This is a genomic window from Pseudomonas protegens (genome assembly GCF_003732485.1).
GTDB classification, from domain to species: domain Bacteria; phylum Pseudomonadota; class Gammaproteobacteria; order Pseudomonadales; family Pseudomonadaceae; genus Aquipseudomonas; species Aquipseudomonas protegens_B.
In genome coordinates, this window is sequence record NZ_MOAK01000036.1 from 352603 (window position 1) to 379151 (window position 26549).

At 59.6% G+C, this 26549-nt stretch carries 26 protein-coding genes and 2 pseudogenes; 13 read left to right on the plus strand and 15 right to left on the minus strand.

Features of this window, described 5'->3' with window-relative positions; translation table 11 throughout:
- The first annotated feature begins 103 nt into the window (after positions 1–103).
- The 12 genes and pseudogenes from BLX41_RS08555 to BLX41_RS34815 all read left to right on the plus strand — a co-directional run.
- Positions 104–1480, plus strand: a complete 1377-nt coding sequence (locus tag BLX41_RS08555; RefSeq protein ID WP_011060639.1) for a glutamine synthetase family protein — start codon at positions 104–106, stop codon at positions 1478–1480.
- 33 nt (positions 1481–1513) lie between these two features.
- On the plus strand, positions 1514–3004 hold the full coding sequence (locus BLX41_RS08560) for an aldehyde dehydrogenase (protein ID WP_123724515.1): 1491 nt from the start codon (positions 1514–1516) through the stop codon (positions 3002–3004).
- A 55-nt stretch (positions 3005–3059) separates the two neighbouring features.
- Complete coding sequence (locus BLX41_RS08565; RefSeq protein WP_123724516.1) at positions 3060–4340, plus strand: NAD(P)/FAD-dependent oxidoreductase; 1281 nt, start codon at positions 3060–3062, stop codon at positions 4338–4340.
- A gap of 268 nt (positions 4341–4608) precedes the next feature.
- Complete coding sequence (locus BLX41_RS08570; protein WP_011060642.1) at positions 4609–5157, plus strand: cupin domain-containing protein; 549 nt, start codon at positions 4609–4611, stop codon at positions 5155–5157.
- Between the two features lie 149 nt (positions 5158–5306).
- Entirely contained in the window at positions 5307–6242 is a 936-nt protein-coding gene (locus BLX41_RS08575) for a PoNe immunity protein domain-containing protein (RefSeq protein WP_123724517.1), read from the plus strand.
- 165 nt (positions 6243–6407) lie between these two features.
- Positions 6408–6812: an ASCH domain-containing protein gene (locus BLX41_RS08580; RefSeq protein ID WP_259744563.1), complete on the plus strand. Its 405-nt coding sequence runs from the start codon at positions 6408–6410 to the stop codon at positions 6810–6812.
- 270 nt (positions 6813–7082) lie between these two features.
- Entirely contained in the window at positions 7083–8066 is a 984-nt protein-coding gene (locus BLX41_RS08585; protein ID WP_123724613.1) for a DUF1852 domain-containing protein, read from the plus strand.
- 26 nt (positions 8067–8092) lie between these two features.
- Positions 8093–9121 (plus strand): methionine synthase, encoded by a 1029-nt coding sequence (locus tag BLX41_RS08590; RefSeq protein WP_123724519.1) that lies wholly within the window; start codon positions 8093–8095, stop codon positions 9119–9121.
- Positions 9122–9240: 119 nt separating this feature from the next.
- Positions 9241–9750 (plus strand): flavin reductase family protein, encoded by a 510-nt coding sequence (locus tag BLX41_RS08595; protein ID WP_123724520.1) that lies wholly within the window; start codon positions 9241–9243, stop codon positions 9748–9750.
- Positions 9751–9986: 236 nt separating this feature from the next.
- Positions 9987–10322 (plus strand): annotated as a pseudogene (locus BLX41_RS34805) (epoxyqueuosine reductase QueH); the annotation flags it as partial.
- A 79-nt stretch (positions 10323–10401) separates the two neighbouring features.
- The gene (locus BLX41_RS34810; protein ID WP_259744565.1) at positions 10402–10548 is read left to right on the plus strand and encodes an epoxyqueuosine reductase QueH; all 147 of its coding nucleotides are present in this window, start codon (positions 10402–10404) and stop codon (positions 10546–10548) included.
- A gap of 57 nt (positions 10549–10605) precedes the next feature.
- Positions 10606–10797, plus strand: a pseudogene (locus BLX41_RS34815) (methylenetetrahydrofolate reductase C-terminal domain-containing protein); the annotation flags it as partial.
- A 72-nt stretch (positions 10798–10869) separates the two neighbouring features.
- Here the strand turns inward: BLX41_RS34815 and BLX41_RS08610 are convergent.
- The 11 genes from BLX41_RS08610 to cysD form a co-directional block, all read right to left on the minus strand.
- Complete coding sequence (locus BLX41_RS08610; RefSeq protein ID WP_123724521.1) at positions 10870–11529, minus strand: hypothetical protein; 660 nt, start codon at positions 11527–11529, stop codon at positions 10870–10872.
- 189 nt (positions 11530–11718) lie between these two features.
- Positions 11719–12426 (minus strand): lecithin retinol acyltransferase family protein, encoded by a 708-nt coding sequence (locus BLX41_RS08615; protein WP_123724522.1) that lies wholly within the window; start codon positions 12424–12426, stop codon positions 11719–11721.
- 142 nt (positions 12427–12568) lie between these two features.
- Complete coding sequence (locus BLX41_RS08620) at positions 12569–13129, minus strand: hypothetical protein (RefSeq protein ID WP_123724523.1); 561 nt, start codon at positions 13127–13129, stop codon at positions 12569–12571.
- A complete protein-coding gene (locus BLX41_RS08625; protein WP_185073451.1) occupies positions 13126–13602 on the minus strand; it encodes a hypothetical protein in 477 nt (158 codons plus the stop codon). Before BLX41_RS08625 ends, BLX41_RS08620 begins: the two co-directional genes overlap by 4 nt.
- 631 nt (positions 13603–14233) lie before the next feature.
- Complete coding sequence (locus tag BLX41_RS08635; RefSeq protein ID WP_259744567.1) at positions 14234–14746, minus strand: hypothetical protein; 513 nt, start codon at positions 14744–14746, stop codon at positions 14234–14236.
- A gap of 236 nt (positions 14747–14982) precedes the next feature.
- The gene (locus tag BLX41_RS08640) at positions 14983–15774 is read right to left on the minus strand and encodes an SDR family oxidoreductase (RefSeq protein WP_123724526.1); all 792 of its coding nucleotides are present in this window, start codon (positions 15772–15774) and stop codon (positions 14983–14985) included.
- 40 nt (positions 15775–15814) lie between these two features.
- Complete coding sequence (locus tag BLX41_RS08645) at positions 15815–16282, minus strand: SRPBCC domain-containing protein (RefSeq protein WP_123724527.1); 468 nt, start codon at positions 16280–16282, stop codon at positions 15815–15817.
- A gap of 16 nt (positions 16283–16298) precedes the next feature.
- Positions 16299–17486, minus strand: a complete 1188-nt coding sequence (locus BLX41_RS08650) for a sulfotransferase family protein (RefSeq protein WP_123724528.1) — start codon at positions 17484–17486, stop codon at positions 16299–16301.
- A complete protein-coding gene (locus BLX41_RS08655) occupies positions 17483–18595 on the minus strand; it encodes a DUF1214 domain-containing protein (RefSeq protein WP_123724529.1) in 1113 nt (370 codons plus the stop codon). Before BLX41_RS08655 ends, BLX41_RS08650 begins: the two co-directional genes overlap by 4 nt.
- 162 nt (positions 18596–18757) lie before the next feature.
- Positions 18758–20668 (minus strand): sulfate adenylyltransferase subunit CysN, encoded by a 1911-nt coding sequence (gene cysN, locus BLX41_RS08660; RefSeq protein ID WP_123724530.1) that lies wholly within the window; start codon positions 20666–20668, stop codon positions 18758–18760.
- Entirely contained in the window at positions 20668–21870 is a 1203-nt protein-coding gene (cysD, locus tag BLX41_RS34005; protein WP_311197453.1) for a sulfate adenylyltransferase subunit CysD, read from the minus strand. The genes cysN and cysD overlap by 1 nt, the downstream gene beginning before the upstream one ends.
- Before the next feature lie 824 nt (positions 21871–22694).
- On the opposite strand from cysD, the gene cysQ reads away from it, so the two are divergent.
- Entirely contained in the window at positions 22695–23459 is a 765-nt protein-coding gene (gene cysQ / locus BLX41_RS08670) for a 3'(2'),5'-bisphosphate nucleotidase CysQ (RefSeq protein WP_221179193.1), read from the plus strand.
- Positions 23460–23643: 184 nt separating this feature from the next.
- Here cysQ and BLX41_RS08675 read toward each other — a convergent pair whose 3' ends face one another.
- The 4 genes from BLX41_RS08675 to BLX41_RS08690 form a co-directional block, all read right to left on the minus strand.
- Complete coding sequence (locus tag BLX41_RS08675; protein WP_047285775.1) at positions 23644–24408, minus strand: amino acid ABC transporter ATP-binding protein; 765 nt, start codon at positions 24406–24408, stop codon at positions 23644–23646.
- Positions 24405–25064, minus strand: a complete 660-nt coding sequence (locus BLX41_RS08680; RefSeq protein WP_123724533.1) for an amino acid ABC transporter permease — start codon at positions 25062–25064, stop codon at positions 24405–24407. Before BLX41_RS08680 ends, BLX41_RS08675 begins: the two co-directional genes overlap by 4 nt.
- A 9-nt stretch (positions 25065–25073) precedes the next feature.
- Positions 25074–25721: an amino acid ABC transporter permease gene (locus BLX41_RS08685; protein WP_011060659.1), complete on the minus strand. Its 648-nt coding sequence runs from the start codon at positions 25719–25721 to the stop codon at positions 25074–25076.
- Positions 25722–25784: 63 nt separating this feature from the next.
- Positions 25785–26549 (minus strand): ABC transporter substrate-binding protein (locus BLX41_RS08690; protein WP_221179194.1); only part of this gene is annotated, 765 nt, incomplete at its 5' end.

Consider the following 26549-nt stretch of genomic DNA (forward strand, 5'->3'; position numbering starts at 1 on the left):
GACGAATGGCGCCTGCTGTTGGCTATTGACTCCGGTTTTTCTTTCGGGTTGACTGCTGGCGTGTCACAGCAGTGAACATAATAATTAACACAATAGGTGCATCATGTCGGTCCCCCCGCGTGCCATTCAACTCAATGAAGCCAATGCCTTCCTAAAAAAACACCCCGAGGTTCTCTACGTCGATCTGCTGATTGCAGACATGAACGGTGTGGTGCGCGGCAAGCGCATCGAGCGCACCGCGCTGCACAAGGTCTACGAGAAGGGCATCAACCTGCCCGCCTCGCTGTTTGCCCTGGATATCAACGGTTCCACGGTGGAAAGCACCGGCCTGGGCCTGGACATCGGCGATGCCGACCGCATCTGCTACCCGATCCCCGGCACCCTGAGCGTCGAGCCCTGGCAGAAGCGCCCCACCGCGCAACTGCTGATGACCATGCACGAGATCGAAGGCCAGCCGTTCTTCGCCGACCCCCGCGAAGTGCTGCGCCAGGTGGTGAGCAAGTTCGACGAGATGGGCCTGACCATCTGCGCCGCGTTCGAGCTGGAGTTCTACCTGATCGACCAGGACAACGTGAACGGCCGTCCGCAGTCGCCCCGTTCGCCGATCTCCGGCAAGCGTCCGCATTCCACCCAGGTCTACCTGATCGACGACCTCGACGAGTACGTCGACTGCCTGCAAGACATCCTCGAAGGCGCGAAAGAGCAGGGCATTCCGGCCGACGCCATCGTCAAGGAAAGCGCCCCGGCGCAGTTCGAGGTCAACCTGCACCACGTCAGCGACCCGATCAAGGCCTGCGACTACGCAGTACTGCTCAAGCGCCTGGTGAAGAACATCGCCTACGACCATGAAATGGACACCACCTTCATGGCCAAGCCCTACCCGGGCCAGGCGGGTAACGGCCTGCACGTGCACATCTCGATCCTCGACAAGCAGGGCAACAACATCTTCGCCAGCGAAGACCCAGAGACCAACGAAGCCCTGCGCCACGCCATCGGCGGCGTGCTCGACACCCTGCCGCAGCAGATGGCCTTCCTGTGCCCCAACGTCAACTCCTACCGCCGCTTCGGTGCGCAGTTCTATGTGCCGAACTCGCCGACCTGGGGCATCGACAACCGCACCGTGGCCGTGCGCGTACCCACCGGTTCCGCCGATGCGGTGCGTATCGAGCACCGGGTGGCCGGCGCCGACGCCAACCCTTACCTGCTGATGGCTTCGGTGCTGGCAGGCATTCACCACGGCCTGACCAACAAGATCGACCCGGGCGCACCGGTTGAAGGCAACTCCTACGAGCAGAACGAACAAAGCCTGCCCACCAACCTGCGGGACGCCCTGCGCGTACTGGACGACAGCGAAGTGATGGCCAAGTACATCGACCCGATGTACATCGACGTGTTCGTGGCCTGTAAGGAAAGCGAGTTGGCGGAGTTCGAAAACTCCATCTCCGACCTGGAATACAACTGGTACCTGCACACGGTCTGATGACCGTGTCACTGCCTGCCTTGAGTATTTGCCATGACTAAATCCCGCAGCGACTGGGAGCAGCACTTCCAGTCCCTCAGCCTCGAAGGCCGTGCCTTTATCGACGGCCAGTACTGCGCCGCCGCCAGTGGCGCGACCTTTGAATGCCTGAGCCCGGTGGACGGGCGCTTCCTGGCCAACGTTGCCAGCACCGATCAGGCCGATGCCGATCGTGCGGTGGCCGTGGCGCGCCAGGCGTTCAACAGTGGCGTCTGGTCGGGCAAGGCCCCGGCCGAGCGCAAGCGCATCCTCACGCGCTTCGCCGAACTGATCCTTGAGCACCAGGAAGAACTGGCGCTCCTGGAAACCCTGGACATGGGCAAGCCGATTGGCGACTCCATGGCCATCGACATTCCGGCCACGGCCAACGCCATCCGCTGGAACGCCGAAGCCATCGACAAGCTCTACGACGAAGTGGCGGCCACGCCCCACGACCAGCTGGGCCTGGTGACCCGGGAACCGGCGGGCGTGGTGGCGGCCATCGTGCCGTGGAACTTTCCGCTGATCATGGCCAGTTGGAAGTTCGCTCCGGCCCTGGCAATGGGCAACTCGTTCATTCTCAAGCCGTCGGAAAAGTCGCCGCTGACCGCGATCCGCATCGCCCAGCTGGCCTTGGACGCCGGCATCCCCAAGGGCGTGTTCAACGTCCTGCCGGGCTACGGCCACACCGTCGGCAAGGCCCTGGCACTGCATATGGATGTGGACGTGCTGGCCTTCACCGGCTCTACCGCCGTGGGCAAGCAATTGCTGGTGTATGCCGGCGAGAGCAACATGAAGCGGGTGTGGCTGGAGGCTGGCGGCAAGAGCCCCAACGTGGTGTTTGCCGATGCCCCGGACTTGCGTGCAGCGGCCGAAGCAGCGGCTGCGGCCATCGCCTTCAACCAGGGCGAAGTCTGCACCGCCGGTTCGCGCCTGCTGGTGCAGCGCTCGATCCGCGAGTCGTTCATCCCGCTGCTGGTGGAGGCCCTCAAGGGCTGGAAACCGGGCCATGCCCTCGATCCGCAAACCCGGGTCGGCGCCGTGGTGGACCAGCGCCAACTGGAGAACGTGCTGCGCTACATCGAGATCGGCAAGGAGCAGGGCGGCCAACTGCTGGCCGGCGGTGTCCGCACCCTGGAAAGCACTGGCGGCCTGTATGTCGAGCCGACGATCTTCGATGGCGTGACCAACGCCATGACCATCGCCCGGGAAGAAATCTTCGGCCCGGTGCTGTCGGTCATCAGTTTCGATACCGAAGAAGAAGCGCTGCAGATGGCCAACGACAGCATCTTCGGCCTGGCGGCCGGGGTCTGGACCGCCAACCTCAGCCGCGCCCACCGCTTCGCCCGTGGCCTGCGGGCCGGCAGTGTGTGGGTCAACCAGTACGACGGCGGCGACATGACCGCGCCGTTCGGCGGCTTCAAACAGTCCGGCAATGGCCGCGACAAGTCGTTGCACGCCTTCGACAAATACACCGAGCTCAAAGCGACCTGGATCAAGCTCTAACTCTTATAACAACAGCGGCGGCGGGCCTGGGCCCGTACCCGCTGGGGAATTTCTCATGCAAACCTACGTGAACAGCTACTACGCCGCGACCCGCAACCAGACCACCGACTACCCGCAACTCGAAGAGAGTGTGGAGTGCGACGTCTGCGTGATCGGCGCCGGCTACACCGGCCTGTCCTCGGCCTTGTTCCTGGCGGAAGCCGGTTACAGCGTCACCGTGCTGGAAGCGGCCAAGGTCGGCTTCGGCGCCAGCGGGCGCAACGGCGGGCAACTGGTCAACTCCTACAGCCGCGACGTGGACGTGATCGAAGAACGCTACGGCGAGAAAAGCGCCGAAGTGCTCGGCAGCATGATCTTCGAAGGCGCCGACATCATTCGCCAGCGCATCCAGCACTACGACATCCAGTGCGACTACCGCCCCGGTGGCATTTTCGCTGCCCTGAACAACAAGCAGCTCAAGGGCCTGGCGGAACAGAAACGCAACTGGGAGCGTCTGGGCAATAACAACCTGAAGATGCTCGACAAGGCGCAGATCGACCGCGAAGTCGGCACCAAGAACTACATCGGTGGCCTGCTGGACATGCAGGGCGGCCACATCCACCCGCTGAACCTGGCTCTGGGCGAAGCCAGCGCCATCATCGGCCTGGGCGGCAAGATCTTCGAACAATCGGCGGCGCTGGAAATCACCTACGGCGAACCCAACGTGGTGCGCACCGCCAAGGGCGTGGTCCGCGCCAAATACCTGCTGATCGCCGGCAACGCCTACCTGCAGCAGGACCTCGACCCCCGCGTGACCCGCAAGAGCATGCCCTGCGGTTCGCAGATCGTGGTCACCGAGCAACTGCCTGAGCAACTGGCCCGCAGCCTGATCAGCAACAACTACTGCGTGGAAGACTGCAACTACCTGCTGGACTACTTCCGCCTGACCGGCGACAACCGCCTGCTGTACGGCGGCGGCGTGGTCTACGGCGCCCGGGAACCGGACGACATCGAGCAACTGATCCGGCCGAAGATCCTCAAGACCTTCCCCCAGCTCAAGGACGTGAAGATCGACTACCGCTGGACCGGCAATTTCCTGCTGACCATGTCGCGCATGCCGCAATTCGGCCGTATCGAAAAGAACGCCTACTACATGCAGGGCTACAGCGGCCACGGCGTCACTTGCTCGCACCTGGCGGGCAAGCTGATTGCCGAAATGATCCGCGGCGACGCCGAACGCTTCAACGCCTTCGCCTCCCTGCCGCACATGCCAATGATAGGCGGGCGCACCTTCCAGGCCCCGTTGACCGCCATGGGCGCCGCGTACTACGCCCTGCGCGACCGCTTCGGCATCTGACGCCACCTCGCTCCTACAGCCCCCACTCCTGTAGGAGCGAGCTTGCTCGCGAAGCTCTGGCCCTTGACCCGCCTCAGAAAAAGCCCCGCAAAGCCCCAGAAAACCGATACTCCGTCACCCAGCCTTCACGCCCATCGCCGGTCTTTACAGCTTGCCTGTCAAACATGTTTAAATAGCCGCCTTTTCAGGCTCCAGGGGCAGCCAAATCGCGACGTTCGCGACCCAACCGCCGCAAAATACCCTTAAGTTCCTCTCACATAAGGCTGTTATGGACACGGGCACCCGACTCAAACTCGTTCGCGAAAGCTACAAACTCTCCCAGCGCGAGCTGGCCCGTCGTAGCGGCGTAACCAATGCCACCATCTCCCTGATCGAACAGAACCGCGTCAGCCCCTCCGTCAGCTCCCTGAAAAAGCTGCTGGAAGGCATCCCCATGTCCCTGGCCGACTTCTTCACCTTCGACCAGCCGCCCCGTGAGCACCAATACGTGTTCCGCGCCAACGAACAGCCCGACCTGGGCCGCGACGGCCTGCGCCTGCTGATGATCGGCGCCCCGGTGGCCAACCGGCAGATGCGCTTTCTGCGCGAGCAATACGCCCCCGGCGCCAGCTCCGGCGAAGAAGCCATCGTGCATGCCGAAGGCGAGGAGTGCGGCCTGGTGACCCGCGGCACCGTGGAGTTGACCGTGGACGGGCAAGTCAGCGTGCTCAACCCGGGGGATGGCTATTACTTCCCCACCACCTTGCCCCATAGCTTCCGCAACATTGGCCAGGATGAGGCGGAAATCATCAGCGCCAACACCCCGGCGAACTTCTAAGGGGCCGGGTAACTGATCCGGCTCGACCTGCTGCAACCCTATCCAGCCTGCGCCTTGTGTCGCGGGCTTTGTTTTTTAGACCGGTGACTGCGCGTTGCCGCGCTTGCCGGCAACGCCTGGAGCGGGCGCCGTTCAGACAAGGAAGCCCCATGATCAAGGACAGACGACAAGCATTTCTCAGCGAAGCGCGCCTTGCGAACTTCTTCAGCAACTACCAGCACAGCGTGGAGTTCTTTGCCGAAAACACCTTTGAGTCCGACTCCGAAGCACAGGAAAAATCCCTCAGGGCCCGGCATTTCCAGAAGTGGATCTTCAAGGAAATCCTCATCCGCTACACCGCCGGCCACAGCATCGACCTGCTGATTCCCCTGCTGGAAACCCTGGTGGACAGCTACGAACACCTGCAAAAACAACTGGCCCGGTACAACCGGATTCCGAACATCACCCCCTTGGCGATCGACGACTGGCTCGACCAGTACCAGGAGTGCGTCCAGGTGCTGAGCCTGTGCATCCTGCTGCACCGCGCCGACCTGCTCCAACGCTTCGTGGCCCTGATCGACCCCGCGGGCTACGCCGGGGACGACACCCTCTACGAAGACCTGCTGTGCAAACTGCTGCCCGATCGATATGACGTCGATGACTGGTACCACGACGTCTACACACCGCTGATACAAGCCATCTACGCCGACGACCCGACCGAGGCCGGCGAGCTTGTACAGCAGTATTGCGACGACTGGTACCCGGCGTTCGAGCAGGCGCCCTGGCACGACAGCCATCTGCAAGGGGACGAGGGCAGCTACTGCGGGTATTGGGCATTCGAGGCGGCGGCTATTGCCTTTCTGTATGGCATCGATGACAGCAGGGTCGAGCACGGGGTCTATCCCAAGGATCTGGTGGCCTATGCGAGAAATCTTCAGCCGAGCCACCCGAACCATGTAGCGCCAGTGGCGGCGGGGCAATCGTGCAGTAGGGCCGGTTACTGGTTTACGCCGGCGGAGCCGGAGTCGCGGCGCTGCTTTGAAGAGGGGGAAGTGATGCCGGAGTTCGAGAGGAAGACGATCTGGTATTGGCTGGCGCAGGAGTAGGGCAGGCGGGCTGGGATGCCATTGTCTCCAGGGAATCATTCTTGAGCGGTGGTTATCGGCCCAATGAAATCGTCCTGTTGCTGCCGCCTCAGTGGGCTCCGGTCGAGCCGCGTATTTCCCTGGCATCTTAATTTTTAGGAGAGACCTATCCAGACTCTCTCCATTGTGCGAGCCAATGGAGGCCGAATCGCTTCTGGAGAGAAAACTCTCGGGATTCGCCGTTGGCATCCACACTTAGATCCTTCCGAAGATCTCCTGATTGTTGAAAACGGGCGGTTTCTATACAGCGATGGTGACGAGGACGAAGATGGTATTGCTGTCGCAATCGTACGCGTGACAGCCGTTCGCCCGTTTGCCCTGGCTGACATGCAGGCGGCTTGTGCGAGCAACTTTGAGGAGGGCCGGCTCGCGTGGGAGTTGAGTCATGCAAGGCCGATCACAGACCCTGTGACCCTTCGTGCGGCGCGAGGCATCTACGAGGTAGATTCCTGTCCTCCAGCCGAGAACGAGCGCCTCTACGCGACCGGTGAGTCTTCGGCAGCAAGGGGGGTATTAGCCGCCCCTAGATGAAACGACTTCCACGAAAGTCAGGACGTTCAGTGCGTCCTGCGGAGCACGGACTCTGCAACTGACTGTGCGCCACATCATGAATCTGACTAAAGATATTGGTGAAATCAATTCGTTTTCGCTCAATCAATGGCTCCGCATAAAATGCGTCTTAATTATAGATAATGTAAAAACTATTGAGTAAAAAGCCAGAAAGGCAAACCTGGCGAGTGCTGAAAGAAGGCATGAAATAAACTCAGGTTTTATCTCGGATAATCAGGGCGCAAAATGACAATGAGCAAGGAATTTACATTTACTATTAAGGGCGTTTGTTTTGATGAAAACTATCGCCCTTCCGAAAATACGCGCATCACTACCAACTTTGCCAATTTGGCTAGAGGGGCGAGTCGCCAGGAAAATCTGCGCAATACCTTGAACATGATTGACAATCGCTTCAATGCCTTGGCGCATTGGGATAATCCCAAAGGTGATCGTTATACAGTCGAGCTTGAAATTGTCTCCGTTGAGATGAATGTTGATAATGAAAGCAGTGATAATGCCATTCCCTTGATTGAAATATTGAAGACCAATATTGTTGATCGAGAAACCAATGAACGCATCGAGGGTATTGTAGGGAATAATTTTTCCTCTTATGTTCGAGATTATGATTTCAGCGTGCTATTGCTGGGGCACAATAAAAATCAGTCTGAGTTTGGTACACCGGATAATTTCGGAGAACTGCATGGAAAACTATTCAAGTACTTCGTGAATTCAAATGCCTACAGGGAACACTTTAACAAGCTGCCCGTCATATGCCTAAGTGTCTCCAGCAGCAGGACCTATCATCGGACTGAAAACCAGCATCCTGTATTGGGTATTGAATACCAGCAGGATGAATACTCCTTGACCGATGAGTATTTCAAGAAGATGGGGCTGAAGGTTCGCTATTTCATGCCTGCAAATAGTGTTGCACCCTTGGCATTCTATTTTGCCGGTGACTTGCTGGGTGATTACACTAATCTTGAACTTATCAGCACCATCAGCACAATGGATACCTTCCAGAAGATTTACCGTCCTGAGATTTACAATGCGAACTCTGCAGCAGGTAAATCCTATCGGCCAAGTTTGAAGCACCAGGATTATTCACTGACTCGAATTGTTTATGATCGAGAAGAGCGTAGCCGGCTGGCTATTGAACAGGGGAGGTTTGTTGAGGAGAACTTCATCAAGCCATACCAGGCCGTCCTGGAACAATGGTCCGCTAATTACGCTCTTTGACTCACCCAATAACAAGGCCTTCCATAATGAAAAAACTGTTACCCACTTCAACTGCCGGCAGCTTGCCAAAGCCCTCCTGGCTTGCGCAGCCCGAGACCCTTTGGTCACCTTGGAAGTTACAAGACGAAGAGTTGATTGAAGGCAAACAAGATGCTCTGCGTTTGTCATTGCAAGAACAGCAATTAGCAGGCATTGATATTGTCAGTGATGGCGAGCAGACGCGCCAGCATTTTGTCACTACCTTTATTGAACACCTTGACGGCGTCGATTTTGAAAAGCGTGAGACCGTTAGAATTCGTGACCGCTATGATGCCAGCGTACCCACAGTAGTTGGTGCTGTTGCTCGCCAAAGACCAGTCTTTGTTGAGGATGCCAAGTTTCTGCGTCAGCAGACCCGGCAACCCATAAAATGGGCTCTGCCAGGTCCCATGACGATGATTGATACGCTTTACGACAATCATTATAAAAGTCGTGAAAAACTGGCTTGGGAATTTGCCACAATTCTCAATCAGGAAGCCAGGGAGCTCGAGGCTGCTGGTGTTGATATCATCCAGTTTGACGAGCCTGCATTTAATGTTTTCTTTGATGAGGTGAATGAGTGGGGGGTTGCTGCCTTAGAAAGAGCAGTAGAAGGACTTAAGTGTGAAACTGCTGTACATATTTGCTATGGCTATGGCATCAAAGCCAACACCGATTGGAAGAAGACTCTGGGTTCAGAGTGGCGGCAATATGAAGAGGCTTTTCCAAAGCTGCAAAAATCCAGTATCGATATAATCTCGCTGGAATGCCATAACTCTCATGTGCCAATGGATCTTATTGAGCTTATTCGAGGTAAAAAAGTGATGGTGGGAGCCATTGATGTGGCTTCCCATACCATTGAGACACCCGAGGAAGTAGCCAGTACTTTGCGAAAAGCACTTCAGTTTGTAGATGCCGATAAGCTCTATCCTTGCACCAACTGTGGGATGGCCCCGTTACCTCGTCGTGTGGCAAGAGGCAAGCTCAGTGCGTTAAGTGCAGGCGCAGAAATCGTTCGAAGAGAACTCTCGAACTAGTGCCGAGCTAAAGTTGGAAGTGGTGTGCGGAAGGAATGAAGCGGTGGATTGAAAAATTGCCCACCTGCGTCAGGCCTTCCCTGGCACTTTCGAGCCGCACCCAATATTCAGGACCTACTATGTCGCCTCCTAGTATTGCTATCGAACCATTGAACTTTCGTGAAGCGCTCGGGCACTACGCATCTGGTATCACGGTGATTACTTCGCACATTGATGACGAGCCCATTGGCTTCACCTGCCAGTCGTTCTATAGCGTATCGATGAGCCCGCCGCTGGTGTCGTTCAGCGTAATGTCCAGTTCGGCCAGCTATCCCAGAATTCGCCAGGCAGGTCGATTCGCGGTCAATATCCTGTCAGGTGAGCAGATCAAGATTTCCAACCAGTTCGCTCGCAAAGGCACGGACAAGTGGCACGGAGTCCAATGGCATGAGTCGCCGTTGGGTAATCCAATCATTGGCGGCAGCCTGCACTGGCTTGATTGCGAAATTCACGCCGAACACGCCGCAGGTGATCACGTGATCGTTATTGGTGAAGTGAAAGCGTTAAACCTGCAACAAGCTTCCGCTACGCAGCCATTGCTGTATTTCAAGGGACAATATTGCAACCTCGCCACGCATGGCGTGAGTTGAGCATGTACCTGCGCGGTCCTCTTTGACGCTTCATCCATCACATAGCGGGGCGGGGTGGCAACCCTCCCTTGGTATTCCGGCGGCCTTGATTATCGCGGTGCGCCGGTTTTTCATTTGGACCGATTCACCCGGGACACACCCTCATGACAGGTATTAAAAGGCCTCAACTGCGCCTTCCCGATGGTGCGGGCAAGTTGCTGCTGCACTCCTGCTGCGCACCCTGTTCGGGAGAGGTGATGGAAGCGATCACCGCTTCGGGCATCGACTACACCCTCTTCTTCTATAACCCGAACATTCACCCCGAGCGTGAATACCTATTGCGCAAGGACGAGAACATCCGCTTTGCCGAAGATCACAAGGTGCCGTTTATCGACGCCGATTACGATAAGGACAATTGGTTTGAACGCGCCAAAGGCATGGAGCATGAACCCGAGCGTGGAGTGCGCTGCACCATGTGCTTCGATATGCGTTTCGAACGCACCGCACTTTACGCCCATGAAAATGGCTTCAGTGTGATTTCCAGCTCTCTGGGTATCTCGCGCTGGAAAGACATGCAGCAAATCACCGATAGCGGCATTCGCAGCGCGCAAAAGTATCCAGGTATCACCTATTGGGACTACAACTGGCGCAAGGGGGGGCGGCTCGGCGCGAATGATCGAAATCAGCAAGCGCGAGCGTTTTTATCAGCAGGAATATTGTGGTTGCATCTACTCCCTGCGCGACACCAACCACCACCGCAAGGACCAGGGGCGGGACATCATCCGCATTGGCGTCAAATACTACGGGGACGATGAATGATCGCGTGGAGTTTGTCCCAAGCCTTCTCGGAACGTTTTGCGGCCCCTTGAAAAGCTCAAGCCAGGTCAGCGCCCCGTGCGTTATCTGGAGTTGGTGCCGGCATTGCAGATTGCTCGTCAGGCTCGCCCGGGCTGGCTTTTAGGTGCGGCGCTACAGCCCTTCAAATACCTTGAAGAAGGGAAGGCCCCGGGCCATATCTCGAGGCGCAAAAAGCTCTGCGCAGGCGCAGACTTCCTCGCCCGGCAACTGCGCCCGTGATATCGACCTAAGGCCTGGCCCGATCTCCACTTCCGGCGGCTGTCTGGCATCTCGTGCTGACTGTCAGCACCCGGAAGCTTTGAGCCCGGTGCCGATGGTGACTGCACTGACCTGCACCTTTTCAAAGGCCTTCTGTGCGATGGCGTCGTATTTCCGGTCGCAGTTGAAGCGTGTCTCCATCACGTAGTCTTCGCCCTCTGCTTTGCGCATTTGCGACTCCCACTGGTCGGCGGCGTTGAGCGCGGCATCGGAGACCAGCACCACCTCCAGCAGCACTTCCTTGAAATCCACGGCATGGGGGCCTTCCCAGTGGGAGTAGACGGAAGGATCGGCGGCGTTTCCGCACATGCTCAGGCAACTGGCGCTGTAGCTCAGGCCGCCACCGGACGACTCGGTAAAGGCGCCTATGGTGAGGGGTTTGCCGGGAGCCGGGGCGTAGGTGCCGACGAACTGGGTCAGGTCGGCCTGGCATTTGGGTGTCAGTTCCATGCGCAGTCTGCTGACTTTGCCGCCTTCTACCGTGGCGGTGATGTCGCAGCCCTGGACTTTGAACTTGTGCTCATCGCCGAAGGATTCCCGAGGGATTCCGGCGACGGATTCAAAGTAGCGCTGATTGGTGCCCAGCATGTCGCCGCTGAAGACCTCGGCCACGGAAGCGGCATGGGCAACATCAACGGACAGGGCCAGTGTTGAGGCAAAAAGGCTGTAGATCAGCTTGTTCATGGAGAGTCCTTTCAATAGGCGACCTGAGTCGGTGGTCACCTTCAAGTGGGTTTGGGGACGGAAGTTTAGCAGGCGTCGGTGCTGATTCTTTCGGGTTTCTTGCTGATTTTCTCTGAGTGCCAACCCTCGGGAAAGAGCAGGGTTCGACGCCTTTTCTTGAGGCGTTGCAGGGCATCCGGCGGGCGCTGATCAATCCGTCAGCCAATCCCAGAGGCTGCCCACCAAATAGGCCGCGCCTGCAGCCACCGCGGCGGTCGCTAGTGCGGGGGCCAGGGCTGTTCCGCCAGCGAACCCCACGGCGCCAAGGCCTGCGGCGGTCAAGCTGGAGGTACCGCCAGCGGCGGCCAGGCCAGATGCGGTACTGATGGCACCCTTGGCCAGGGCCTGACTGGTCATTGAACGCGCCACTCGGCTCGCGGTGGTGCTGGCGGCCTGTCCGGCCAGCATTTTGCGTGCAGCGCCAGCACCGCCTTGGGTGAGCAGGGCCTGGGTAGTTTGATCCACTGTTTGTTTGGCTGCGTGGTGCATCAGCAGACTGTTGGCGGCTGCGCCCAGCCGTTGCTGGGCAACTCTGACTTGTTCGCTGGTGTGCCGATCGGTGGCGCACCAGTTGGCAAAGTGTTCGCAGTTGTTGAACACCAGATTGTATTGATCCTCGCCCAGCCTGGATCGGGCCCGGCGGCAGATATCGGGCCCCCTGAAACAGACTTTCCTGTATGTCTTGATCCTGGCGTTCCTGCCTTGCAGAAAGGCTTCAAGGGAGGTCGACTCAATGCAGCCCTTATGAAGCCCCGAGCCCATGCCGGAGTAGTGGATCACACGATTCCTGCCGACAAAAATCCCGTGGTGGGTGTAGAGACCTCGACCGACAATCAGATGAGTTCCAGTGGCGTACATTTTTAGATGAGACTCCAGCTTTATGTATTGGGGAGGCTTGGCGCCTTCAGGTCTCGAAGCCTTGGGTGTTCACTCAGGCCCGCGCCGATAAACGTGGGGTTTCATCGAGACGGCATCCTGCAAATGCACAGATTCTTGACACTCATTGGTAGCCACGCCAATAGGCCTCCACATGCCACAGTGGGCGTCCTGTCAGAACTTCCCGTATGCCATTGATCACGGCTTGATACTGCTCGGCATCGAACTTCGACCAGCGTTGCTTTCGTGCTTGTGCCCAGACTGCCCGTAAACCGCCAACATCTTGATCGTAGAGCTCATCCAGCAAAAGCTTGTCGATAGGGGGATGCAGCGCCTGGACATGGGGATGCAACTCCTGGCCGGCGCAGACAAAGGCACCCTTGAGATAGACATTGATGAGCTTTGCCGCGACGCCGTGGCCGAATCCGACCAGGCCCTTGTTCTTGGCTGCGTCGATTGCGCTCTCGCGCCATATTTTGTGCTGGGCATCGATGTGCTCGGGAGACGGCAGAAGTTGCGGGCCTGCGAGTAACAGGTGCAGCCCGGTGGCTTCGATGATCGTCTTGCCGGTGCTCACATCGAAGCGGCAGGTCTTGGTGCTCGCTGCACGACTTGCCGCCCAGGCGGTGTAGCGGTGAAGGTGTTCGGCAATGTCGTAGGGCTTGATCAATGTCTGGGCGCTCATGCCGGCATCTCCAGCTGTTCATAGGCGTACAGCCAATACAGTGTCCTTTGGTTGTTGAAAGTCTTGACCTCGACCACGCCACGGTTTTCCGGCAGCCAACTGTTGTCCCAGGTCCGGGTGGAGTCTTCCAGTCGCCACCAACTGACAATGTTCGGGTGCCAGGTTTCGGCAAGCATCAAGCGGTAGACACTGCGTGTCTTGGTGGAAGGGGAAACGAACTTTTTCAGTACCGGGGCCAGGTTTTCCGCTTTCATCCGTTGAAAGTCGATGCGCAGTTGTTCGGCTTTCTTTGGCGTGAACAGGCGCTTGGCCTCGACAAAGAACACACGCTCCTTGTCGAACAACATGCAGTCGATCCGGTACTCATAGCGCTGGGTGAGCGGGTTGAGGAAGGGCACTTCCATGAACGCATGGGCGTTGTTGCGTGTCCCAAAGGCGCTGGCCAACTGATAGGTGAGGTTGCGTTCGTTCATGCCGTTACGGCCATAGGATGGGTAGAACGCACTCAAGCTGGCGGAAAAGTTTTGTGCGGCTTGTTGAATGACACGGTTGATGACTCGGCTCACAGTATCCCTTTGCGTTTATCCTTGAAACCCGGCCTGCCCAGCGGATCGTCGCCCCGAGCATGGGTTGCATCATAAACAGCGGAGCAAGGAGATTGCTATCAAAATGCCGCTATCTATGTCGCGCCTTTTCGCGGGCTGGGCACTTTGGGGATCAGGGCGGTATGCACGGTCGCAAACAGCAGGCCTGCCGAGCCTGCAAGTGTCCTGTGTGCTCAAGCCGGAAGCGGAGGCGGTGCCGAGTGCTGAAGGGCTCGGACCGTATCTGCGGCCTAAGACTTGGCCTTATCCCATCGACACTCCGTCAACCGATGTACAGCGGTTCCACTCTTTTCTCGCCTGTCGATGTCGCCTTCGGCGTTCAGGTAGATATGGGTATTGGGCCATTGCGGGGTGTAGTGAACTCTTACCGTTGGCAACGCGAAGTCCCAATGAGCGACCAGCCCAAACAGCAGCGGTATCCAGAGCAGCTTTACGTACCATGGCCGGCGCCTGCCTGCATGGGTGGACAAGAGTCTCATTTCTATCCCTTGGGCGTTCTTCAGGGGCGTTGGGTTGAGTGTGGAGACAGCAGGGCCGCAGCCGGTCGTTTGCACTTGCGGCGGCTGTGTGCTGTCTCGCGCTGACTGTCAGCCCCGGAAGCTTTGAACCCGGTGCCGATGGTGACGGCGCTGACGTGCACTTTTTCAAAGGCTTTCTGTGCGATGGCGTCGTATTTCTGGTCGCAATTGAAGCGTGTCTCCATCACGTAGTCGTCGCCCTCGACTTTGCGCATCTGCGCCTCCCACTGACATGCGGCGTTGGGCGCGGCATCCGAGGCCAGCACGACTTCCAGCAGCACCTCTCTGAAACCTATGGCACTGAGGCCTTCCCTGTGGGCATAGACGGAAGGGTCGGCGGCGTTCCCGCACATGCTCAGGCAACTGGCGCTGTAGCTCAGGCCGCCACCGGACGATGCGGTAAAGGCGCCTGCGATGAGCGGCTTGCCTGGAGTGTGGGCGAAGGTGTCGACGAACCGGGTCAGGTCGGCCTGGCATTTGGGCGTCAGTTCCATGCGCAGTTTGCTGACTGGCCGCCTTCTACCGTGGCAGTGATATCGCAGCCCTGGACTTTGAACCTGTGCTCATCACCAAAGGACTCCCGAGGAATTCCGGCGACGCATTCAACGTACCGCTGATGGGTGCCCAGCCTGTCGCCGGTGAAGACTTCGGCCACGGAAGCGGCATGGGCAATGTCGCGCTGTGGCCGTCCGGCCCTTACGGAAAAAACCGGGCGTTCGGCCCGAGGCGTTCAGTGGGGTAGAAAGTGGCCTCCGTTGACATCCAGCTGTGCGCCGGTAATGGCCTTGGCGTAGTCGCTGGCCAGATACAGCGCGGCCATGGCGCAGTCGTGGTCCTCGGGGATTTTGCGCAACGCAATCTGCTGCGCGACCTGGTCGATCAGCGACGCTATCGGGACGCCGAGGCGCTTGGCTTCGTCCTCGAAGTAGCCGATCACCGGTGCGCCCCACATCCAGCCCATGAAGGTGGAGTTGACGCGGATGCCAAACGGGCCGAGGTCCTGGGCCAGGTACTGCACGGCGGTTTTCAATGCGCCCTTGGAGACGGCATAGCCGGACTCCAGCTGGTTGGGAGTGCGGGTGGCCATGGTGTTGATCATGACGATGCTGCCCGACTTCTGTTGTTTCATCTGTGGCAGCACGGCCTGGGTCATGTGCATGGTGCCGAACAGGTTGACGTCCATGGTCTTGCGCCAGTCGTCCATTGACGACTCGGAGGAACTGCCCCATGCGCCATGGGCGTAGGCCGAGTTGATCAATACGTCGATCTGGCCGAAGTGCTCGACCGTCAGCTCGGCGAGCGCCTGGCACTGTTCGGCCTGGGCGATGTCGGTGGGGACTTTCAGCACCGGAGTGCTGTAGCCGGCGTCGCGGACGGCCTTTTCAGCCTGGTCCAGTTTGCCAGGGGTGCGGGTGGCCAACACCACGGCCTGCGCCTGATATTGCGCGGCACGCACGGCCAGTTTGATGCCCAGGCCAGGGCCAATGCCTGAAATGATGACGACTTTGTCTTTCAGCAACATGGCAACTACCTTCTTGTTGTTTTGCTCATGAATGGGGCTTTCAGGTGCGGCCGGCGTGCAGTTCTTCGGCACGTCGCTTCAGATCCAGGGCCATCTGGTCGAAGCCGACTTTTACCCAGGCTCCGTGTTCACGCATGATCGTGTCCTGGTTCAGGCCAAGGAAAATGTCAGTGGTGAAGTAGCTGCAGCGATTGGCGTCGAGCGCTTCGATGTATTGATCGCGGCGAGCGGCGTCCATGTTTCCCGGGACCGGGCGCTGCTCCCAGGACAACAGTCGTTCCGGCTCGCAGGCCACCAGGTATTCGTCGACCGGGACGGTGCCGTCGGTACCGGGGATACGGACCTGCATATGCACTGGAGCGCCCAGCTGCAGGCTGCAGATAATGCTCGGACAAAAGCTGTTCCACTCGTGGTACCTGTCCAGGTCGATCAGCACCTCCCAGACCACGCGGGCAGGGGCGTTAATTACCACCTTGTGGGATGTCACGATGTTTGCGGCTTTGGCCATGATTCCTCCGGCGAGGTCAGTGGTTGGCGTTCAAATGACGGGCGCGATATGCCTGATAGTCCTCGGTCATCTGTGCTTCATTCAGACCGAAACGTTCCAGGCTGTAGTCGTGGCTGGCGCGCTTTTCCCGGCGGTTCTGCGATAGCCAGGCCTGTGCGTCGGTGCGCGCCTTGTCGGTGAACGGCAGGTTGGCGAAGGCGTAGATCCGCTCCAGAACCTGCATCGGCTGGTTCACGGTGTCGGCGAAGTTGATATCGAGGAAGCGCTCGGCCGAGTGTTGCTCGCGAACCTGCATGGTGTGACGGATGCCCCGCGCCATGCGGCTGTTCCACTGGTCGCCGGCGTTCTTGGGGTCCGGGTTGTCGCTGTACATCTGCCACAAGGTGTACGCCATGCTGGCCATCGAGGGAATTGTCTGCGCCGGTTCGCGGTGGGTCAGGATCACCTGCGCGTCCGGGAAGACATCCAGCAGCAGGTCCAGAGTGTGCAAGTGTTGCGGGGCCTTGAGCAGCCAGCGTTGACCGGCGGGTTCGCCGCGCTGTTCTTTTTGCCACTGCAGAAACTGCAGCATTTTTTTCAACTGGGTGTAGACCGGTCGCTGATCCTGGCGATCCAGCCAACGGGTATAGCTGGGCACGTTGACGTAGGCGTCCATGGCACACATGAACGAGTGTTCCATGAGCATGAACTCTTCGTCGCAGAGCATCGCGTCCAGCGGGTGGATGGCGAGAATCTGGGGAATAACCCGAGCCATCAGCTCGACCTCGGCCTTGGCCCGGGCGATGCGCATGGCCGGTTCCGCCAGGGTTTCGTCCGCCAGGGGGGCCGGAAAACGGGTCTCCCACCAGGCCGCCGAATAGAAGCGCCGATCAACCGCCAGGGTGCGTTGCAGCAGGGTGGTGCCGGTGCGCGGCAGGCCGACGATGACCAGCGGATCGTCGATCGGTATCTGGGTGATTTGCGGATAGCGGCTCAGGTAATCCTCGATCAGCAAACGGTTGACCAGTTGCCCCACCAGTCTTTCCTGGAGCAGATACTGGCCGGCCTGTGACAGCTCGGCTTCGCTGGCCAGGGCATCGAGCAGCACCTGCAACGACTCGCGATAGTTGTCCTCGCCAAAATTGCGCAGGCCATGGGTGCGGGCGCTGGCGGTGCTCAGCAGGTTGTCGACGCTCAACTCTTCAATCGGCGAATGCGCGTTCATAGGGCCTCCGTGACGTCCGCCAGGTTGACTACCTGGGTGGTTGGATGGCATTGCTCTTGGGCGCCGACCCAGCGCAGGCACAGGGTGCCCTGGCGGATGCCGGCGGTTTGCAGCCAGTTGTTCACCCCCGGGTCTTGCTCGCTCAGGACCAGGGTCACGCCGCCGTTAGCGTCGTGTTGCGCCTGGTGCTTGTTGAGGCAAATCTGGTGGTAGCGGTAGTCCAGGGACTCCATCCAGTAGTTGTTGATCTGCAAGTTCCAGAAGTCGCACTCCGGAACCTTGTCGATGTGGATGACCAATGCCTGGTCCTCGACCAGCGCCCAATGCGAGTGGTAGTAGAAAATGTTCGGGTCACCGCCCACGGACTGACACAGCGCCTGGTTGGCCGGTGGCAATTGATTGCTGTGCGGCAGGTAGCTTTGGCTCCAGTCGGCGAACAATCGGGCGGTGTTCTCGACGAAACTGGAGACCCGCGCCAGGCCTTGCTGGAAGGTCGCCGGGTCGAGGGCTTGCGGCTTGGCATCGCTGCCGATGCGCTCGATGCTCAGTTTGGCCGACACTTCGCTGCGGCGGTCGAGAAAAGTCTGGCGCACGATCAGCGCGTTGCTGGCGTCTTCCATTTTCAGCCAGTTACCCGGTTGTGGCTCACGGCTGAGGATGATTTCGAAGTGCCCCTGGGCATCGACCTCTAGCTGGCTGGCGTCGATGAAACCGGTCTGGATCAGGGTGCCATCGGTTTCATAACCGCCTTTCTGGGTGCCGAAGCTCAGGTAGGCGACACTGCCGCGCTGACCCTTGATGCGGTATTCCAGCGTGCCGTCCAGGCGCGAATATTCGTAGAGATTATCGGGGTTGTCGGCGCCGATTTTCGCGGTCTCGTGGGAGGTCTTGAAGAAACTCGGGAACGCCGGGTCGGCAAACTCGATGTGCATTTCCAGGCCGATGCGCAGCAGGCGAGTGAGGTAGCGGAAACCTTCGGCACGGGTAGCCGCATCGGCGGGTGCTTCAGGGCGCAGGATCTGTTCGCCGCAACGTTTGAGATGGTCGCAGAAGGTGGCCCAGGTCTGGCCAGTTAGCAGGTGTTGTTCGTCAATCGAGCTGATGGTCATTGTTAGACTCTCTTGAGCAGGTGGAACCCGGACCGTGGGCGCCCTCGCAGGGCGTTCGCGACGGATTCATCGGCCCCCGACAGGGGCTCGGCTTTACTCGTCCCGGGTTCTGTGGGAGTACCCGAGGCGATCGTTCAACGCCCGGCGAGCCGGGCGCCATGGCTATTGCTCAGCGATGATGCCGCGCTCGGTCAGTACCCTGATGATGCGATCCACGGCCTTCTCCGGCGTCAGCGTGCAGGTCTTGATATGGATGTCCGGCTTATCCGGCACTTCGTAGGGTGAGTCGATGCCGGTGAAGTTCTTCAGTTCGCCACGGCGGACTTTCTTGTACAGGCCCTTCGGGTCGCGCTCCTCGGCCACCGACAACGGCGTGTCGACGAAGATCTCGATGAACTCGCCCTCCTGCAGCAGGCCGCGCGCCATTTCGCGTTCGGAACGAAATGGCGAAATGAACGCGGTCAACACGATCAGCCCGGCGTCGACCAACAGCTTCGAGACCTCGGCCACCCGGCGGATGTTTTCCACACGATCGGCATCGGTGAAGCCCAGGTCGCGATTGAGCCCATGACGCACGTTGTCGCCGTCGAGCAGGTAAGTGCTGCGACCGCGAGCATAGAGACGGGTTTCCAACAGGTTGGCGATGGCCGACTTGCCGGCGCCGGACAAGCCGGTGAACCACAGCAGCACCGGTTGCTGGCCCAACTGTTCGGCGCGGGATTTCTTGTTCACGTCCACGTGCTGCATGTGGATGTTCTGCGAGCGGCGCAGAGAGAACTCGATCAGGCCCGCGCCGACGGTGGCGTTGGTCAGGCGGTTGATGAGGATGAAACTGCCGGTCTCGCGGTTGTCCTTGTAGGCATCGAAAGCGATCGGCTGGCTGGTGAACAGGTTGCACACGCCGATTTCGTTCAGCGCCAGTTCCCTGGCAGCCAAGTGCTCCATGGTGTTGACGTTGACCTTGTACTTGGGCGCCGACAAGGTCACCGGCAACGTCTTGCCACCGATCTTCATCAGGTAGGGCCGACCGGCGAGCATGGGTTGCTCGTGCATCCAGATCAGGCTGACCTGGAACTGGTCGGCGACGCTGGTCGGGTCTTCGGCGCTCGACAGCACATCGCCGCGGCTGCAATCGACTTCGTCGCTCAGGGTCAGGGTGATCGACTGTCCGGCCACGGCTTGTTGCAAGTCACCGTCGAGGGTGACGATGCGCGAGATATGGCTCTGTTGTCCGCCCGGCAACACACGCACGCGGTCGCCGGGACGAATCACGCCGCTGGCGATGGTGCCGGTGAAACCCCGGAAATCCAGATTGGGCCGGTTGACCCACTGCACCGGCATGCGGAAGGCCAGCTTCTGTTGGCGTGCCTCGTCGATCTCGACGGTTTCCAGGAAACCCATCAACGTGGTGCCGCGGTACCACGGCATGTGCTCACTCTTTTCGGTGATGTTGTCACCGCGCAGCGCCGACATCGGAATCGCGGTGAAGTCCTGCAGATCGATCTGCCTGGCGAAGGCGCGATAGTCATCGACGATGCTGTTGAAGACTTTCTCCGAGTAGTCCATCAAGTCCATCTTGTTGACGGCCAGCACCACTTTGCGAATGCCGATCAGCGAGGCCAGAAAGCTGTGGCGCCGGGACTGGGTCAGCACGCCGCGCCGGGCATCGATCATCACTACGGCGACATCGGCGGTGGAGGCGCCGGTCACCATGTTGCGGGTGTACTGCTCATGGCCAGGGGTGTCGGCGACAATGAATTTGCGTCGCCCGGTGGAGAAGAAACGATAGGCCACGTCGATGGTGATGCCTTGTTCGCGTTCGGCGGCCAGGCCATCCACCAACAGGGCGAAGTCCAGTTCGCCACCCTGGGTGCCGTCTTTTTTCGAGTCGGCTTCCAGGGCTTCCATCTGGTCTTCGAACAGCATCTTCGAATCAAAGAGCAGACGCCCGATCAGCGTGCTCTTGCCATCGTCGACACTGCCGCAGGTGATGAAACGCAGCAGGCTCTTGTGCTCGTGGGCCTTGAGGTACTGCTCGATATCCTCGGCGATCAGCTCGGATACATGTGCCATCAGAAGTACCCCTCTTGTTTTTTCTTCTCCATCGATGCAGACGCGTCGTGGTCGATCATTCGCCCCTGACGCTCGGATGTGCGGGTCAGCAGCATTTCCTGAATGATCTTGGGCAGGGTGTCGGCATCGGACTCGACGGCGCCGGTGAGGGGGTAGCAGCCCAGGGTACGGAAGCGCACGTTGCGGATCATCGGCACTTCGCCGGGGTTGAGCGGCATGCGCTCGTCGTCGACCATGATCAGCATGCCGTCGCGCTCGACCACCGGGCGCGGCGCGGCGAAGTACAGCGGCACGATCGGAATGTTTTCCAGGTGGATGTACTGCCAGATGTCCAGCTCGGTCCAGTTGGACAGTGGGAACACTCGGATCGACTCGCCTTTGTGCTTGCGCGTGTTGTACAGGTGCCAGAGTTCCGGGCGCTGGTTCTTCGGGTCCCAGCGATGCTGGTCGGAGCGGAAGGAAAAGATCCGCTCCTTGGCCCGGGATTTCTCCTCGTCACGGCGGGCGCCGCCAAAGGCCGCGTCGAAGCCGTAATGGTCCAGTGCCTGTTTCAGACCTTCGGTCTTCATGATGTCGGTGTGGATCTGTGACCCGTGCTTGAACGGGCTGATCCCCATTTCAATGCCCTCGGGGTTAATGTGGGTCATCAGCTCGACCTTGAGTTTGGCCACCATCTGATCGCGGAAGCGATACATCTCCTGGAACTTCCAGGTGGTGTCCACATGCAACAAAGGGAAGGGCGGCCTGGCCGGGTAGAAGGCTTTCATCGCCAGGTGCAGCATGACCGCGCTGTCCTTGCCGACGGAGTAAAGCATCACCGGGTTGTCGGATTCGGCGACGACTTCACGCATCGCCTGGATGCTTTCGGCTTCCAGTCTCTGTAAGTGGGTAAGCGTCATGGAGGGGTCCTTCGCTTTTTGTTGTTGTCGTTTATCAACGTACAACTGGCGCGGTTCGGACTTATGCGCGACTTGATGTTTTAACATCAGGCGCAACATCTGCAGCATGGGGTCGCTGGGGCGGGCGAGTGGGGCGGCGGTCGGGAGGGCCAGAGCACCGCGCGCGGCCTGCCGGTTGACGTGGGCTGCCAGCTCGCGGGCGCCCCTGAGCATGTCGTTGGCTTCAGGCAGATGGAACAGATGAAAGCATTCGTTGCGTTCGCCGGCCCAGCTGATGAAGGTCGCGGCACGCTGCCAGTGCATGCCCGAGAGCAGGGCGAAGACCTTGCGCTTGGCGCTGCGGTAGAGGCGGTCGAAGAACTCTTCCAGATGGGGGGCGCGTAGCTTGCCCTCATAGGGCAGCCAGAGCACCTTGCCGCGATTGCTCACCGCTCGCAGCAGGCCATGACGGAGTTTGCCCGGGTCGTTGCGTGCACCGTAGTCGTCGATCCAGTAGATCTCGCCGTTCTGCGCGCGGGCCTGATCGAGGATGTGGCGGTAAGTGTCGCGGTACCAGCGCTGCACCGCTGCCGAGGCATTGGCGACACGCTTGGCCGGACGCTCGGCATTCAACTGCCAGCGTTGCAGGTAATGGGCGGTGGTTCGGTCTGGCAGATCGATCCCGTGCAAGCGCCTTACCAGCGCCTGCGTGGCCTCCAGTTGCCACAGCAGGCACGGCAAGTCGTGGCGTTCCGGCGGCGTGCTGACCAACAGCCGGTAGATGTTTTTCTCCTGCTCCGCTGAAAGGCTGCGGCCTTCGCCCTCCTTGCGCCCGCGCTTACGCACGGGCACGGCATCCCAGCCGCCGGCCTGCCACGCCTTGTAAGCGGCGATGATGGTCGGTGAAGACAGGCCGGTGTCCTGACGGATGACCTTGAGCGTACTGCCGGCAATGCGCAGTTGCACGGCACGCAGGCGCAGGCGGTTGATCTGGAGAACGGACAACTGATTGCCGCGGGACACGGGAACTCCTGTCAAACATCCATTTGCTGAGTGGCGATGAAGCGGACGTCTGTACTGTTCCCTGATTCGAAAAGCGGCGCATAGGCCGAACGGACCATACGTAGAGTAAAAACAGGAGCACTCCCATGAACGCGTCAATGACCGTCCTGCTCGAAGATGTCATCGACATAGCTCGCGAAGCGGGCGAGCTGGTGATGCAGGTGTATCGCTCGGATTTCGAGGTGCGCGGCAAGCTCGATGCGTCCCCGGTGACCGAGGCCGATGAGCGCGCCGAAGCCTTGATTCTGCGGGCGCTGGCAGCGCTTAAACCGCACATTCCGGTGATCTCCGAAGAGGCTGCCACGGACGGCCAGGTGCCTGAAATCGGTCAGCGTTTCTGGCTGGTGGACCCGCTCGACGGGACCCGGGAGTTCATTCATCGCAACGGCGAGTTCACCGTCAATATCGCGCTGATCGACAATGGCGAGCCGGTGCTGGGCGTGGTTTTGGCGCCTGCGTTGGAGCGATTGTTCGCCGGGGGGAGGGGGTGCGGCGCCTTTGTCGAACAGGCCGGGCAGCGTCAACCTATCGAATGCCGGGCCGTCCCGGAAGACGGCCTGGACATCGTCGCCAGCCGCTCCCATGGCGATGCCGAGGCGCTGGAAAAATTCCTCGAGCGACGCAAAGTACGCTCACTGAAAAATGCCGGCTCATCCCTGAAGATTTGCCTGGTGGCCGCCGGCGAGGCAGACCTTTATCCACGCCTGGGACGCACCATGGAGTGGGATATCGCCGCGGGTCATGCGGTGCTGCTGGCCGCCGGTGGAGAGATCTGCACCTTGGCCGGCGATGTGCTGCGTTATGGCAAGGCGGGTCTGGACAACCCGCATTTCTACGCTCGCGGGCTGTAGCGCCAAGAGCCCGGTGTCGGTCCGACTTGCCACTCCAGGCGCTTGGCCTCGATGCCCTGATTGGCCTGGGCCAGGGCATCGAGGCCTGATGGTGCCTGGCGGCCAGCAACTCGTTCATCTGCGCCAGTTTGAACCCCTCCGACTGGGCGCAGGACAACCTTCGACAGGGGCAAGCGCCACCTCTCTATGCGTGCAAATGCTTTTTCAGGAACGACCGGGTTCGTTCGTGAGTGGGGTTTTGCAGGATCTCTTGTGGCGCGCCTTCCTCGACCACCACGCCACCGTCCATGAAGATGATCCGGTCCGCCACTTCGCCGGCAAAGCGCATTTCATGGGTGACGATCAACATGGTCATGTGTTCGGCGGCGAGTTGCTTCATGACCTGGTTGACCTCTTCCACCAGCTCGGGGTCCAGCGCCGAAGTCGCTTCATCGAACAGCATGACCTTGGGCCGCATCGCCAGGGCCCGGGCAATGGCCACGCGCTGTTTCTGCCCGCCGGACAGGCGAGAAGGGTACTCGTCGAACTTGTTGGCCAGGCCGACTTTCGACAGGTACTCCATGGCCAGCTCGCGAGCGGCTGGCCGGGTCAGCCCTTTGAGCTTGATCGGGCCGAGGGCGATGTTTTCATGCACGGTCAGGTGCGGAAACAGGTTGAAGTGCTGGAACACCATGCCCATCTGCTGGCGCACGCTATTGATGTGCTGTTCGAAGGCTCGACCTTTCAAGGGCCGGTTGACGTGTTCGCCTTCCAGCCAGATCTCCCCCTCGTTCAGCACTTCCAGGTGGTTGATCGAGCGCAGCAGGGTGCTTTTGCCCGAACCACTGGGGCCGATGATGGCGATGATCTGCCCGCGCGAGACAGACAGATCGATGCCTTTGAGCACTTCAAGGGCGCCATACGCCTTGCGCGCGCCCTTGACTTCAACCATGAGCTTTTCGGTGGTCATCGTGACATCTCTACCTTATTTTCAAGAAGGTGCAGGCCGGCTTCCAGGACAAGATTGACCGCGTAATAAATCACCGCGACGGCCAGATAGAACTCGAACGGGCTGTAGGTTTCGCTCACGGCGCGCTGGGCGCTGTAGACCAGCTCGGCAATACCGATGATCGACACCAGGGAGGTGTCCTTGAGCAGCACGATCAGGTTGTTGCCCAGGGGCGCCAGGGTACTGCGCAGTGCTTGCGGCACAATCACGTAGCGCTGAGTCTGGCTGCGGCTCAGGCCAATGGAGCGCGCGCCTTCAATCTGCCCCGGGTCGACCGACAGGACCCCGGCACGAATGACGTCGGCGTTGTAGACGGCGAAGTGCAGACTCAGGCCGATGATGCCGGCCATCAATGCCGGGATATCGATCCCCACTTGCACCAGGCCGTAATAGATCAGGTACAGCTGAAGCAGCAGGGGCGTGCCCATCAGCAGCCAGGTCATGAAGCGTATGGGAAGGGATACCAGTTTGGGGGTGTAGAGCACGATAAGGGCGAAGGCTATTCCGGCAATCAGGCTCAATACGCTGGAGCAGAGGAACAAGACGATGGTCCACCAGAGTCCGGTTGCCAGCAGCTCGGAATAGGGGGTGAGGATACTGAGATCGAGGCTTTGCATTGACGCGTCTCACTTTGCCGCGAAGCGTTTGTCGAGGTGGTCAACCAGCAATCTGACCGTGTAGACCATGGCGATATACAAAATGGCCGACACCATGAAGATCTCGAATGGCTTGTAGGTGGAGCTGATAAAGCGCTGTGCTGTATAGGAGAGTTCCACCACCGAGATGGTCGACACCAGGGCCGAGCCCTTGATCAGCGCGACCGCATTGACCCCCAGTGGCCTGATCATCAGCTTGGCGGTTTGCGGAAGGGTGATCAGCCACAGGGTCTGGCCCTTGCCGAAACCGATTGAACGGGCCGCTTCGACCTGGCCGGGATCGACGTTGCTGATGGCGCCGCGAATGGATTCGGCCATATAGGCCGCGATGTTCAGGCCCAGGCCGATGACGCCAGCGGAAAACGGCTCCAGCTCAAGGCCGATCTGCGGGCCGCCAAAGTAGAGGAGGAAGAGTTGGACCAGGCAGGGCGTGCCGCGAAAAACGCTGATGTAGACCCTGGCCAGGCAGCGAAGCAGGAAAAAGCCGGACAGCCGGGCCGCCACCAGCACGATGGCAACCAGCAGGCCCAGCAGCAGTGCCAGTAGCGAAACGTGCACCGTGACCCAGGCCGCCTCCAGAAAAAACGGCAGGGTGCGCTGTATGAGTGTCAGATCCATGGGCAGGCTCGAAAAGGTCAGGTTGACCGGCCCGACCCCAGGTCGAGCCAGGCTGAAGATGAGTCAGCGAATGTCCTTGCCGATCCACTTCATCGAGATCTTTTCGTAGCTGCCATCGGCGAGCATCTCGTTCAGTGCCTGCTGCATCGCCGCCTTGAGCTCGGGGTTGTTCTTGCGCAGTGCAATGCCCATGCCTTCAACCCCACCGTCAGTGTCGGGTGGGGTGATGATGCGCACTTTCTGCCCGGTTTCCTTGACGGCCACCAGTACCGGAACGCTGTCCATCACCAGCGCGTCGAGGCGCCCGGCTTCCAGGTCGACCAGCATCTCGGGAAGCCCTTTGTAGGTCTTGACCTTCAGGTTGCCGCGCGCCCTGGCCCATTTGTCGTGGGCATCGCCGAGGGTGACGCCCACCGTCACATCCTTCAGGTCAGCCAGGCTGTTGATCGGCGAGTCTTCCTTCACCACGATGGTGCGGCCGGCGTGGTAGTAGGGGCCAACGAAATCCACGGCCCTCAGGCGTTCAGGGGTAATGGTCATGGAGGCGATGATGGCGTCGTATTTTTTCGCCAGGAGCCCGGCAATGATCCCGTCGAAGGGCGTGGTGACAATGCTGACCTTCACCCCAAGCCGCTGGGCCAGGGCTTCGCTGATGGAGGCGTCGAAGCCGACGATCTGGTTCTGCTCGTTGGCAAAGCTGAAGGGCGAGTATTGCCCGCTCATGGCGATGCGGATTTCTCTGGATTCCCGGATCGATTGCAAGTCATCAGCCTGAGCGGCTGCGGGGCAGAGGAGCGCCGCGGCGGCGACGGTGGATGCGGCAAGCAG

Bases quoted from the DNA above. Each gene is read 5' to 3' on its own strand.
- BLX41_RS08555 (WP_011060639.1), top strand. From the start codon at position 104: ATGTCGGTCCCCCCGCGTGCCATTCAACTCAATGAAGCCAATGCCTTC.
- BLX41_RS08560 (WP_123724515.1), top strand. From the start codon at position 1,514: ATGACTAAATCCCGCAGCGACTGGGAGCAGCACTTCCAGTCCCTCAGC.
- BLX41_RS08565 (WP_123724516.1), top strand. From the start codon at position 3,060: ATGCAAACCTACGTGAACAGCTACTACGCCGCGACCCGCAACCAGACC.
- BLX41_RS08570 (WP_011060642.1), top strand. From the start codon at position 4,609: ATGGACACGGGCACCCGACTCAAACTCGTTCGCGAAAGCTACAAACTC.
- BLX41_RS08575 (WP_123724517.1), top strand. From the start codon at position 5,307: ATGATCAAGGACAGACGACAAGCATTTCTCAGCGAAGCGCGCCTTGCG.
- BLX41_RS08585 (WP_123724613.1), top strand. From the start codon at position 7,083: ATGAGCAAGGAATTTACATTTACTATTAAGGGCGTTTGTTTTGATGAA.
- BLX41_RS08590 (WP_123724519.1), top strand. From the start codon at position 8,093: ATGAAAAAACTGTTACCCACTTCAACTGCCGGCAGCTTGCCAAAGCCC.
- BLX41_RS08595 (WP_123724520.1), top strand. From the start codon at position 9,241: ATGTCGCCTCCTAGTATTGCTATCGAACCATTGAACTTTCGTGAAGCG.
- BLX41_RS34810 (WP_259744565.1), top strand. From the start codon at position 10,402: ATGATCGAAATCAGCAAGCGCGAGCGTTTTTATCAGCAGGAATATTGT.
- BLX41_RS08610 (WP_123724521.1), bottom strand. From the start codon at position 11,529: ATGAACAAGCTGATCTACAGCCTTTTTGCCTCAACACTGGCCCTGTCC.
- BLX41_RS08615 (WP_123724522.1), bottom strand. From the start codon at position 12,426: ATGTACGCCACTGGAACTCATCTGATTGTCGGTCGAGGTCTCTACACC.
- BLX41_RS08620 (WP_123724523.1), bottom strand. From the start codon at position 13,129: ATGAGCGCCCAGACATTGATCAAGCCCTACGACATTGCCGAACACCTT.
- BLX41_RS08625 (WP_185073451.1), bottom strand. From the start codon at position 13,602: ATGAACGAACGCAACCTCACCTATCAGTTGGCCAGCGCCTTTGGGACA.
- BLX41_RS08635 (WP_259744567.1), bottom strand. From the start codon at position 14,746: ATGGAACTGACGCCCAAATGCCAGGCCGACCTGACCCGGTTCGTCGAC.
- BLX41_RS08640 (WP_123724526.1), bottom strand. From the start codon at position 15,774: ATGTTGCTGAAAGACAAAGTCGTCATCATTTCAGGCATTGGCCCTGGC.
- BLX41_RS08645 (WP_123724527.1), bottom strand. From the start codon at position 16,282: ATGGCCAAAGCCGCAAACATCGTGACATCCCACAAGGTGGTAATTAAC.
- BLX41_RS08650 (WP_123724528.1), bottom strand. From the start codon at position 17,486: ATGAACGCGCATTCGCCGATTGAAGAGTTGAGCGTCGACAACCTGCTG.
- BLX41_RS08655 (WP_123724529.1), bottom strand. From the start codon at position 18,595: ATGACCATCAGCTCGATTGACGAACAACACCTGCTAACTGGCCAGACC.
- cysN (WP_123724530.1), bottom strand. From the start codon at position 20,668: ATGGCACATGTATCCGAGCTGATCGCCGAGGATATCGAGCAGTACCTC.
- cysD (WP_311197453.1), bottom strand. From the start codon at position 21,870: ATGCACTGGCAGCGTGCCGCGACCTTCATCAGCTGGGCCGGCGAACGC.
- cysQ (WP_221179193.1), top strand. From the start codon at position 22,695: ATGAACGCGTCAATGACCGTCCTGCTCGAAGATGTCATCGACATAGCT.
- BLX41_RS08675 (WP_047285775.1), bottom strand. From the start codon at position 24,408: ATGACCACCGAAAAGCTCATGGTTGAAGTCAAGGGCGCGCGCAAGGCG.
- BLX41_RS08680 (WP_123724533.1), bottom strand. From the start codon at position 25,064: ATGCAAAGCCTCGATCTCAGTATCCTCACCCCCTATTCCGAGCTGCTG.
- BLX41_RS08685 (WP_011060659.1), bottom strand. From the start codon at position 25,721: ATGGATCTGACACTCATACAGCGCACCCTGCCGTTTTTTCTGGAGGCG.